We start from the raw sequence: 11,460 nt of genomic DNA on the forward strand, positions 1-11,460 counted from the left end.
CTCAAAGAACTTCAGCAATTGTCTGCGGCGGATCGAACGATTGAAGACAACCGTACCGTCATCAGCGATTCCGTGGACCTGAAAGACGTCTTTACCGAGATCCAATCCTATCGTCGTGACTTCCATGGTGGGGCTCCTTTCCTTGCAGAAGATGTCTTCTGCAGTTTGCCGCAAAGCGCGACGGTTGGCTGCAGACGCCATCCACCCCATCCGCAACTCGGACATAGAGCCTATTTTGCTGAACATCCGGTCTTACGGTGAAAGCAGACATCGAAAAACGTCGACCTGATTTTTTGACTTAAAAGTCTGCTTATGCCGAAAGCGGCCATTCCGGAAAACTACCGGAAGTTCCGCTATGCGGAGATGCCGTTGAAAAACTCGGCTTGAGAGCTTCGCCGACTGCTGATTCACTTCTCCTGAGGCAAGGGAGAGGTGGCGATGTTAGGGCCGAAGCAGGTGGCGCAGGGCGCTTTGTTCTATGACTTCTCAATCGAGGACTTTGTGCCGTCGAACCACCTGTTGCGATGTATTGATCGGTTCGTGGATCTTTCCAGCATCCGCCCGCACCTCGCCCCCTCTTACAGCTCCACCGGGAGACCGTCGGTTGATCCTGAGCCGATGATCCGAATGCTGATCGTCGGTTATGCCTTTGGCATCCGATCCGAGCGGCGGCTGTGCGAGGAGGTGCATCTGAACCTTGCGTACCGCTGGTTCTGTCGCCTCGATCTGACTGACGTCGTCCCCGACCATTCGACCTTCTCGAAGAACCAGCATGGTCGGTTCCGCGAGAGCGGCCTGTTCCGGCATCTGTTCGAGGAGGTGCTGGCACGCTGCATTGCCGAAGGACTTGTCGGAGGCGAGCGCTTCGGGGCGGATGCCTCGCTCATCAAGGCCGACGCCAGCCGCTACACCAAGGTCGACTTCTCGGAATGGTCAGCGACTGATGTGGCCAGCGGGGCCACACGGGAGTATCTCGATACGCTCGATGACGCGGCCTTCGGCGCTGCGACGCCTGTGAAGCCGAAGGCGATCTCGCCCGCCGATCCTGCCGCCCGGCTGACGGGAGCCAATGGCGACAGGCCCTTCTTTGCCTACAGCACCAATTACCTGGTCGATCTGGATCACGCCGTCATTGTGGATGTTCAGGCCTCCGCACCGATCCGGCAGGCCGAGGTCGGCGCCGTGCGGAACATGCTGGTCAGAACGCGGGACCGTTTCAACCTGCACCCGGGCGTCCTGGCAGCGGACACGGCCTACGGCACCGCCGATATGCTCGGCTGGCTCGTCGAAGAGCAAACCATCGAACCGCACATCCCGGTCTTCGACAAATCCGAGCGCAAGGACGGGGCGTTCCCGGCTCGCGACTTCACCTACGATCCCGATGCCGATGTCTATCGATGCCCTGGCGGTCGGCTGCTGAAGCCGTACTGGCGGAACATCTCGAAGGGCCGGCCGGAGTTCGGCAAGGACGGCTTCAAGAAGTACTTCGCCCGGAAGCAGGATTGCGCTGCCTGTGCTTTGAAGCCCCGGTGCACACCCAACCAGGCCACCCGGAAGATCGCCCGATCGAGGCATGAGAATGCGCGACAGCGCGCCCGCGACCTTGCCACGACAGACGCCTATGTCGCGTCAAGCTATGCAAGGAAGAAGGTCGAAATGCTGTTTGCGCACCTAAAACGCATCATTGGTCTCGACCGCCTCCGTCTCAGAGGTCCAAACGGCGCAAAGGACGAGTTCCACCTCGCCGCAACGGTCCAGAACCTCCGCAAACTCGCCAAGCTCAGGGCAACGCCGACGTGAACCTCCGCGCCCAGAACGTTCGACCGTCTTCCCAACGAGAGCAACCGCCCGACTTTTTCAACGGTATCCGGACAACGCAGACGTTTTGGCTCATAGGATAAAAATGCGGCATCCGTCCCGAAGCAGGATTTGTGGTCGTTGACAGACGCCGCAGTGTAGCTTCTTCAAACCGGACACTCATTCAGTTTTCCACATTTGGAACCTTTAGACGGTTTTGCAGGCCAACTCGCGGCTCGACTTCTGCATTTTTGTTGCCCGTCTAATTGCCTGGCCGTGCTTCAGCCGCGAACCTGACATACTGAACCACGTCTTCCCGGTCTTCGGCGACCACAGTATTCTCCGAGAGTGCTATCGAAAGGATGTCCGCCTGGGACCAGACACCTCTTGTCCCAAACTGGCGAGCGACTGCGCCGGAAAGCCCGGGATCGACCCAGATTGCACTTTCAATCGCTTCCGAGACAGAGTCGCCAAGAGAAGAGTCTTGCCTTTGCCCGTGCAGAGCAAGCGCCTCAACCAACAATTCACGCGTGTAGCGCGGAAGCGAAGGGTCCGTGAGGTAACTGGCAGCGATATGTTCGACGGCCTCTGCACCGCGCAATTCCACCAAGGCCGTCGCATAGGCCCCTATATATTGCCCCTGAGACTGCACGCTGTCGTGTAGTCCTTTTTCGACCCAGGGTTCAACGCCAAGATCGCCACTCAGGCCAAGAAGCAATATGCGAATAGGCTTCAGGTCCGTTTCGTTTATGTCTTGAATCCTTTCGGACAACCGCACGACGTCCAACTCGATCTGCAAACTGCGCAGCAGATCATAACTCGCCATGTCCAGTTCCCGCAGCGCCAACCCGTGAATGACCGGGTCCGGATGATTGAGGATGGACGCAAAGTAGGCAAATCGATCAATGTCCTCACCCAACTCCCACGCGCTCAGCCGCGACATCACCGTCCTCAGAATCGGTTCGAAGGCGGTGTCCACGAAAGCGATGCGCTGCCAGGGCCCGTATGCACCGTCACGCGCAAAGAGGACCGTTGCTGAAGGATCCAAAGCAAATCGACGACGCGTAGTACTGTCAACGAGTTGCGGTATTTCCACGTAATCGAGTGTCCCTTCGAGCGCCTCAACGGCCTCGTAACTGAATGGATTTTCGGATTTCGGCCGCGCGAGCACGATGTCGTCGCTGCCCAGCAACCTGTCAACGAACGTTGGCTGAGGTGCGTAGTTGTGAAACCCGCAGGAACTGGCAGATGTCGCAACCATAAAGCCACCCAAGACCGCTGCCGCGAAAATCCTCTTCATTTCCACGCTACTGACCCCTCTGTTCTTGAAGTAGCAGAAGTCCACCTTTCGGTACGGTCCCGACGCACGTTTAGCTTTTCACGGCTCATAGGGTTCGACCGACAGTGCATTCATAACATAGCTTGTCTCGATGTCTGCAACGCCATCAATGTAACTGAGCGACTGTGTGCGACTTTGCGCACGGATTTCTCCGCTTATCCAGACCGGCTTGTATAGCCCGTCCATCTTGAAGCCCTCGTCAAACCGCACGTAGACCATCTGGTTGGCCGGAGGTGGTGGCGTGTGGATGCAGGCACCCACGGTCGGAACGAGCAGAAACTCGACCGCTTTTTCCTGGTCCATTTCCAATGGCAGCATGTACCCCGGCATTCGGATCGTCTTTCCCAGAACGTCGGGATTGGCTTCTGTTGCGGCAAGTCGACGCTGATTCATCACGATCTCTCGCTGCTTGAAGAGCCACTCCGGGTCGAGACCCTGGGCGAGCAGCTGTTCCCTCAGACTGGCGGCCTCTGCTTTGGTCTCCGCATTGGTCTGCTCGGGTTGCAGATGTTCCAACCGGTAAAGTTTGGAAAGGGCCCTGATGTGCTCATAGTCCATGTCGCGGAAAGGATCGTGGTAAGGCCGTTCTTCGGGAAGCAGGTCTTGCCACCCGATCGACATCGGATCCGAAGCAATTCCGTGCTGCGGCAAAAATGCAAATGAGATGACCGCAACCATCCGGGAAAGAGCATGTGTCACTTCGGGTCCTCCTGATCAGAAACGCATCGACAAACCGTCCGCCAGAGTCATGCGATAGACACGAATTGCCGGCATAAGGCTGGCAAGCAAACCAGAGCAGAAAATCAGCATGATGAGAAGAGCCTCACGATATGTGGGCTGAACGAAGCCGACCCTGATCCCGAGGCGTTCTGCAAGAATTGGATCGGCAAGATGGCTCATTGTTAGGAGCGCCAGGTATCCGAATATAGCGCCGGCCGCCAACAAGATGCCGGCTTCCAGCAAGATGAGACCGAAGATCTTTTGCGGAGTGGCGCCGACCGAGCGCAGTATCGCAAACTCGCGCCGACGAACATCGAGCGCGGCAGAGAGCATAACCACCATGCCAATCATTCCTGCGACGGCAACGGCAGTCGCCATCAGCCGTAGCGCCGTTTCGGCGGTGCCCGTCAGGGACCATAGCTGCAACAAAGCGATGTTGGGCAGCACTGCCGTCAGTGCTTCCGCCCGATACTCCGCAAGTTGGCGCTGGACCGAAAGAACCGACGTCTTGTCAGTCAATCCGACGTAGATTGCATTGATCGTTCCAGGCTCGTGCGTATGCGCGTCGTGCTCGTGATCCTCATGCTGCGCGTGCTCCGGGCTCTCACGTTCTTCGTGATCGTCCTCGTGCTCGTGCGCGTCCTGAAAACTGCCGTGTTCGGCGTCGTGGTCCGCCTGGTTGCGCGCGTCCCTGACGTGCGCCGACTGGCGGTTTCCATTCGAGACAGCAGCGTCAGGCGCCGGAGTTTCGAAGGGGTCTGCTGCCTCAGTAGCATCGGTCGCGTGAAGCCTGTCGAACCCTTCGAGCGAGACGAATACCATTCGATCCGTTGCTGTTCCGGTCCGCGCGAGCACACCCGTCACCGTGAAAGGTGCCTCATCGTGCAGATCGAAAGCGACTTCGCCCGAACCATGTGCATTGACGATCCGGCTTCCCGGCGCATAGGCGAATGCTTCGGCAACATCAGCCCCCACAACCGCACCGTCGGGCTCCTCGAACGCATCGCCCATGTCGAAAACCAGTGTTTCACCGCCACTGTGACGAAACCGTTCGAAATAGGCAGCCGATGTACCGATGACCGGGTATCCCCGGTGATTGTCTCCCATCATGATGGGCACAGCCCAGCTGACCTGCGGAAGCGCTTCAACCATTTCGAAGCTCTCCCATCCTATGCCGGTCCCCGTCGAGCCCACACCAAAGACCGTCGCCATCAGGATTTGCACGTCATTTCCGCGCGGTGCGACGATCAGGTCTATGCCGGAGGCGGAATTGGCGAAACCTTCCCGGGCCTCCGTTCTCAGCCGTTCCACGCCAAGGATCAATGCGACGCTCAAGGCGATGCTGAAGACCGTCAATAATGCGACGAACCTTCTGTTCAGGAGGCTCTTCAGGCTCAACTTCATCATCAATTGTCACCACCATTCAAATCGCGAAGATCTTCGGTGCGATCAAAATGACGCGCCAGCGTACGGTCGTGGCTCACAAACAGAAGGCTTGCACCCGCATGGGTACACTCCCGGAGCAACAGGTGGATGAAACCCTCCTTCGCGTCCTCGTCCAACGCCGAGGTGGGTTCGTCCGCAAGCACGACCTCGGGTGATCCGATCAGCGCGCGGGCCGCAGCTACGCGCTGCTGTTGTCCGACGCTGAGCGCACTCGCCGGCCCATGCAGAAGTGCGCCGGCATGCAGTCCCAGTTCAGCAAGCAGCCGTTCCGCGGTTTTGACCGGGTCCGCGCCCGCCTTTTGCCGCCTTGCTTCGGAAAACCGGCAGGGCAAAAGGACATTTTCCACTGGGCTGAGCCAGGGCAACAGATTGAAGACCTGAAAGATGATGCCGAGATGATCCACGCGGAACCTGTCCCGCTTGCCACCAGACAAGGCGCCCACGTCCTGTCCCGCGACCCGGATCGTTTCGCGCGGTATATCAGCCACGCCGGCAATTGCGGCAAGTAACGTCGACTTGCCGCTGCCACTCGGCCCGGAAAGGAACACGCTTTCGCCGGGGGCCAGGTCGAAAACGTTGATATTCAGCACCGGTTCAGTGGTTCCGGGCCAACTGTAGCGTAGTGATTTTATGGCAATGGAAGACATTGGCAGATTGTGTCTCCAGTCCTTGCACTGATGTCCAGTGGACAAATGACCACATCGAAGTCATTCGACTTAACCCGTGGCAAGGTTGGAGTCTGAACCCGTCCGGACACAAAGCGGTGTTGCCTCGAACCAAGAGCGGGTGAACTTCAACGAAAGGTGGATGTCCACTTTCAGTTTCCAGTTCGAATACATTCTCAGATGCGGACAGGGGCACCAATACGACAGAGGCAGCGACTGCTTTGTGTGCCGCCAGCTAGCAAAATGGGCTCGTTGCCGTCATCTGAGTAGAACGGTCAGATAACCGTTTTGCGCTGCAAACCGGTCTTTCGCCGACCGGGGCGCGCCGCTCTGGCCGGTGAGAAGTTGAGATCTAGTCCGGCAGCTTTGCATCGATGATCTGGAGGATGCGGCGGAGTTGCCCGATGTCCTCGTCGATCTGATTGATCAGCCTTGCGTCATCCGCTTCGGCCCGCATGGCTTTCAGATGCCGGAGCTCGTCCGCGAACATCTCACGCCGTTCGACGAACCAGTCGTACTCGGCCTTTTCCTCCTTTGTAGCGGGCCCCACGACGATGGCTGTTCCCTCAATCAAATCGATCTTGACATGGTCGGGGTGAGGCAGCGGGTCCGGCAGGTCGGTGATGCCAAGCTGTTCCCGGCGGCGCAGTTCCTTTTCCCACTCCACCTTGTAGGTGATCGCGGTGTCGAGCCACTGGTCGTGGAGGATCTTGCGGGAGCTTTCCACCTCTGCCAGGAGCTCCGAGAAGAGCCGCTGCGACCGGTGCTGGCCTTTGGCCGCGTTCACAGCCAGAGAGCGCATGACTGCTTGCGCCATGGGGATTGTCACGCTGCGGTGCCCTTCCCGGATCGTGATGTCGCGGTAAGCCTCATCTAGGATGAGGTCCTTCATCCGTTCCTCATGCATGCCCGGACGTTTATTCTTTGATCCCTTCGGCCGACCCTTTGGATTGCCCGACTGGCCCGTTTTGAACCGGGTGTCTTTAGGCGGCTTGCCATAGCCTACGTCGTAGCCGGGACGGGCCACGAGCGCGCGCTTGTTCCTGTCACCGCTCATTCCGCCGCCTCCATCGTCTGGGCTGATACTGGCGGCATCCATCCACAAAGGATCTGCTCCGCCTCGTCCTTGGCGAAGGCTTCCCAGCGGGCGATGATACGATCGCAGTAGATCTCGTCAAACTCGCAGAGACAGGCGCGCCGGCCGGTCTTATCTGCCGCGATCAAGGTCGAACCTGACCCGCCAAAGACATCCAGCACAATGTCGCCGCGTCCCGAGACATCCCGGATCGCGTCTGAGATCATCTGCACCGGCTTGACCGTCGGATGCAGCGCCAGTTCCTCCATGCGCCCTGCCCGCATAGTGTTTACCCCGCGATATTCCCAGACATTGGTCCGGTAACGCCCATGCTGGCCTAACTCGAAGGTGTTGATATGCGGCGCGTCCCCTTTTTTGAACGCGAAGATCAATTCATGGCGAGACCGGTAGAAGGTGCCCATGCCGCCATTATCCTTGGCCCAGACAATCAGGTTCTTGAGATCGTCATAGACACCCTGCCCCGCTTGCAGCATCTCACCCATATGACGCCAGTCCATGCAGATGAAGTGAATCGACCCGTCGACGCTGTGATCGACAAGGTTGCGGAATGCGCGCTGCAGAAAGCGCGTGAACTCCGATACCGACATCTCGCCTGATGCCATGGCAAACTCACGATGCTGCGTCTTTCCGGAGTTGCCAACATGACCGTCGATCGGGACATTGTACGGCGGGTCCGTAAAAACCATCGTGGCGGTCCGGCCGTCCATCAAAGACCTGATGGTCTGTGCATCCAGCGCATCGCCGCAGATCAGCCGGTGCCGGCCGAGCTGCCAGATGTCGCCCGGGCGTACGCGGGCGGGCGCCTCGTCCGGCACCGCTTCATCTGCCGGATCGCCCTCGTCTTCCGGAGCCACGGCATCTATCAGGGTATCGATTTCGGCAATTGAGAAGCCAGTGAGCCCAACGTCAAACTCGAGGTCGTCTGACATCAGCGCCCCAAGTTCCGCCGCCAGCAGGTCCTCGTCCCAGCCCGCGTTCAGCGCCAGCTTGTTGTCCGCCAGCACATAAGCCCGTTTCTCCGCCTCGGTCATATGATCAAAGCGCAGACAGGGTATGTCTTGAATACCCAACAGCTTCGCAGCCTCCACCCGGCCGTGCCCCGCAATAATAGTGCCGCTTTCATCGATCAGCACTGGGTTCGTAAACCCGAACTGCGCGATGCTGTCCGCAATCTGACGCACCTGTTTCTTTGAGTGTGTCCGGGCGTTGCGCGCCCAGGGTTTGAGATCGCAGATCGCGATATGTTCAATGCTTGTCGTGGCCATCCTTGGCTCCTGTACTGCTTACGGGCGGAATCACCCCACCTGCCTTCGCCGTTCGATATATCTTACGATTTGACATCCGTCAACTTCAGGCGCATCCTTCCGTTCGGCAAATCAGACAGGAGGTTTTCATGAACATCGGGGAGAAGCTGTTCAGCCTGCGCCAGAAGAGCGGCGAGTCTTTGCAACAGGTTGCCGACAAAGTCGGCGTGTCCAAAGCGCATGTCTGGGAGCTGGAAAAGGGTCGCAGCAAAAACCCCTCTTTCGAATTAGTGCGCAAATTGGCGGCCCATTACAGTGTCAGCATTGATGTGCTGACGGGCGAGGCGGCGGAACCGAACGAAGGCGACCTTCAGATTGAACGGATACATCGCGGGCTGGACACTTTGACTGATCGCGACAGACAGATCGTCGAGCAGATGATCAAGAATATGCAACAGACATCCTCAGCCACCGACTGAACTGCGTGCAGCTGAACCGTATTGAACTTGCCGACATGCATCACCCTGCCCTGCTTGCGCGGACGGTCCACAAGCTGCTGGACAAACGGGAGGGCGCTGTCCCGGTTGTCGACATTGCAAAGGCACTGGATATTGCAGAGGTGCGGCTCGATCGCTTCGACGGATTCGAAGGCATGCTGCTCACCGACACAGTCCGCAGCACCGGCCGCATTCTCGCCAACACCGCAAAAGGGCGCCGGCGCGCCCGGTTCACGATCGCGCATGAGCTGGGACATTTCCTGATGGAACGGCACGAGCTGTCCGGGGCGATTGGTTTCACCTGCTCTGCTCAGGATATGCGGGAAACGCGGGACGGACGACGACATTTACGCCAGGAGACGCAGGCCAACCAGTTTGCGATCGAACTACTGGCGCCGGATTACCTAGTGGAGCCATTTTACTCAGGCGACCCGGATCTGCGCGACGCGCAACGTCTCAGGGACCATATTGAAGTGAGCCTCGAAGCCTGCGTGCGACGCATGGTGGAGCGGCGTGCCGAAGCACTGGCGGCAGTCTGGTCGTACAACGGAACCGTACGCTATTTCGCAAAGAGCGCAGATTTCCCATTCGTCGCCCTCGGTAAAGGCGACAGGATCCCGCAAACGTCAGCTGCGCATCGCGCGATCGCAAATGCGAGCCCCGGCTTCACGCAGTTTGTCGAGGCGGACCCCCACCCCTGGATGGGTACGTCGAAACTTGAACTCTACGAGCAAACGCGGGTCGCAAACAAAGGCCATGCAGTCACGCTGCTCTGGGCCGAACTGCCAGAAAACGAGGAAGACGGCGGTGGCCCCAAGGAGTTGGGCATGCCGGGCTTCCGTTGAACGCAACGGCCGTATTTGTCACGGGCTTTGGCGCGATCCCTGTTCCGCGCGATCACCTTCCCTGTTCACAAAAACGCGTTCCCTGTTCCTGCACACTAAATTCCCTGTTCCTGCGGAAACAGGGAATTGCTGCGTAAGCCCTTGTTAAACGGCATTAAATCAGAGCAGAAATCGCCAGAATTGGCGTTTCCGAGGCCAAAACCGCAGATTTTCCCTGTAAATTCCCTCTAAACAGGGAAATCCGGGGCAGAGACCGGTTCGCTCAAGACTGAGGCCACCACCATCTTTCCAATGTATTTCGAAGATGGTCAGGACGTGTAGTCCGCACTGCTCTGTAATCTGACAGCTGCGTTATTGCTTTTGGTCTGCCACCATTCTCAGATGCGACAGACCTGATCAGTTTTGCAGATCTTAACCCGGGGCTAACGCGACTGGATCGTGGACGAAGGGTTCCGCGTGGTCTTCGCCACCGCATGTCATGACGTTCAGATCAACACGCCGGTCGATTGCCCACCTATTCCGCAGCCGGGCGCATCTGAGCTATGCGGTTGAACCAACGCACGATTTCGTCCAAGTCCGCAGGCAACTCCTCGGCCGCGCCTTCGGCGAAGGCGTTGAACTTTTCGGCGTTCAGCCCGTTCACGCCGACCAGCACCGGAATTTCCAGCGCCAGCGCTTCGCCGATCACCGGGCGGAACCCCCGCCCATCAGACTCATGTTTACCGAATTTGTTGATAATCAGCAGGTCCGGCGCGTTCGCAAGCGAGGCGGTCACATACCCAACCGCCTGTTCCAGCGCTGCGGGGTCCAGACGGCAGCCGCGGGACTGGGTGCCCAGTGATTGCGAGATACGGATGGTTTCGCCATTAGGCAGCACGCGCACGTCCATATCGCATTTGCTGCTGTCGGCGCATTCCGTGTTTGTTTGCACGACACCGGCCAGTTTCGCGCCGGACGCCAGCAGACGTTCAGCAACAGCACTGAGCAGGCGATCCGTCGCGCCGCGGTCGGTGGTGGTGACATAGGCCAGATGCATCTTGGACCTCTTGTAATTCGATTGTGACGTTTCAAATAGCACGCAAGGCGCTGCCCGACCACTCCCCCAGTCAAGGAAGCGGCGACAGACCAATCACAGGTGCGTGCAGGTGAAGAAGAACCGCATAAGCGGCCAGTGCGGTCAGCCAGACCCAGGGGCGTGGCCAGGGTCGCGGTGAGCGGAGTGAGAACCGCGACGTATTTCGGGACAACCGGACCCATTCAAAGCCCATCTCACGCGATTTACGCCTGTCGATCAGGTCCATGCCCATAACAGAAAATCCGGCAAACAGGCCGAACAGAATCACATGTGACAGGCTTCCATTGGTCAGAAGATGCGCCAAGGACCACAACAGCAGCGCGGCAAGGATCGGGTGGCGGGTGGTGCGCAGAATACCGGGGTGTTCGGGGTCAAAGGACCTGTTGCCCATCCCTCCGAAAGAAAGCGGGTTCTGGATCGCAAGCCCGGTCACAGCCAGCCAGCACACCACGGGCATGATCAGTATCGGCAACCAGCGCAAGACTGCGAACGGCGGAATGACCTCGACATAGGGGGCGTTTGCAGCGGCAACAATCAGCCAGGCCAGCACGGCCAAAGACAGAAGTGAATAGGCCGCGAAATACCCCCGGCGGCCGAGCGTGCCGATCAGCCAGCCCCGCACGGTGGGCCGTACAGGAATTGCATGGCTGAGCAGGAAAACGATGAGTGCTGCAAGAAAAAGGCCCCAACCGGTCATGATATTCTCCAAACGTGTTGGGGTCGGTCTAGACTGGGA

At 58.5% G+C, this 11,460-nt stretch carries 11 protein-coding genes; 3 read left to right on the plus strand and 8 right to left on the minus strand.

Features of this window, described 5'->3' with window-relative positions; translation table 11 throughout:
• Positions 1-438: 438 nt before the first annotated feature.
• A complete protein-coding gene (locus AC2FLZ_RS00915) occupies positions 439-1,800 on the plus strand; it encodes a transposase (RefSeq protein WP_496881614.1) in 1,362 nt (453 codons plus the stop codon).
• A gap of 259 nt (positions 1,801-2,059) precedes the next feature.
• Here AC2FLZ_RS00915 and AC2FLZ_RS00920 read toward each other — a convergent pair whose 3' ends face one another.
• The 6 genes from AC2FLZ_RS00920 to AC2FLZ_RS00945 form a co-directional block, all read right to left on the minus strand.
• On the minus strand, positions 2,060-3,097 hold the full coding sequence (locus tag AC2FLZ_RS00920; protein WP_496881615.1) for a hypothetical protein: 1,038 nt from the start codon (positions 3,095-3,097) through the stop codon (positions 2,060-2,062).
• Positions 3,098-3,175: 78 nt separating this feature from the next.
• The gene (locus tag AC2FLZ_RS00925) at positions 3,176-3,835 is read right to left on the minus strand and encodes a DUF3299 domain-containing protein (RefSeq protein WP_496714912.1); all 660 of its coding nucleotides are present in this window, start codon (positions 3,833-3,835) and stop codon (positions 3,176-3,178) included.
• A 15-nt stretch (positions 3,836-3,850) separates the two neighbouring features.
• Positions 3,851-5,263 (minus strand): ABC transporter permease, encoded by a 1,413-nt coding sequence (locus tag AC2FLZ_RS00930; RefSeq protein ID WP_496714910.1) that lies wholly within the window; start codon positions 5,261-5,263, stop codon positions 3,851-3,853.
• Positions 5,263-5,949 carry an ABC transporter ATP-binding protein gene (locus AC2FLZ_RS00935; RefSeq protein ID WP_496714909.1) on the minus strand — a complete coding sequence of 229 codons (687 nt, stop codon included), beginning with the start codon at positions 5,947-5,949 and terminating at the stop codon, positions 5,263-5,265. The genes AC2FLZ_RS00930 and AC2FLZ_RS00935 overlap by 1 nt, the downstream gene beginning before the upstream one ends.
• A gap of 370 nt (positions 5,950-6,319) precedes the next feature.
• The gene (locus tag AC2FLZ_RS00940; protein ID WP_496714908.1) at positions 6,320-7,024 is read right to left on the minus strand and encodes a DUF5681 domain-containing protein; all 705 of its coding nucleotides are present in this window, start codon (positions 7,022-7,024) and stop codon (positions 6,320-6,322) included.
• Positions 7,021-8,328: a site-specific DNA-methyltransferase gene (locus tag AC2FLZ_RS00945; protein ID WP_496881616.1), complete on the minus strand. Its 1,308-nt coding sequence runs from the start codon at positions 8,326-8,328 to the stop codon at positions 7,021-7,023. Before AC2FLZ_RS00945 ends, AC2FLZ_RS00940 begins: the two co-directional genes overlap by 4 nt.
• Before the next feature lie 128 nt (positions 8,329-8,456).
• Between AC2FLZ_RS00945 and AC2FLZ_RS00950 the strand changes: the two genes are divergently transcribed.
• Both AC2FLZ_RS00950 and AC2FLZ_RS00955 read left to right on the plus strand, forming a co-directional pair.
• A complete protein-coding gene (locus AC2FLZ_RS00950; protein ID WP_496714905.1) occupies positions 8,457-8,786 on the plus strand; it encodes a helix-turn-helix domain-containing protein in 330 nt (109 codons plus the stop codon).
• A gap of 5 nt (positions 8,787-8,791) precedes the next feature.
• On the plus strand, positions 8,792-9,649 hold the full coding sequence (locus tag AC2FLZ_RS00955; protein ID WP_496714904.1) for an ImmA/IrrE family metallo-endopeptidase: 858 nt from the start codon (positions 8,792-8,794) through the stop codon (positions 9,647-9,649).
• 514 nt (positions 9,650-10,163) lie between these two features.
• Here AC2FLZ_RS00955 and AC2FLZ_RS00960 read toward each other — a convergent pair.
• Positions 10,164-10,685 (minus strand): DUF2478 domain-containing protein, encoded by a 522-nt coding sequence (locus tag AC2FLZ_RS00960; RefSeq protein WP_480493779.1) that lies wholly within the window; start codon positions 10,683-10,685, stop codon positions 10,164-10,166.
• Between the two features lie 70 nt (positions 10,686-10,755).
• Complete coding sequence (locus tag AC2FLZ_RS00965) at positions 10,756-11,421, minus strand: NnrU family protein (RefSeq protein ID WP_496881617.1); 666 nt, start codon at positions 11,419-11,421, stop codon at positions 10,756-10,758.
• Between the last annotated feature and the right edge of the window lie 39 nt (positions 11,422-11,460).

It is taken from the genome of Ruegeria sp. YKSF131 (assembly GCF_059612645.1).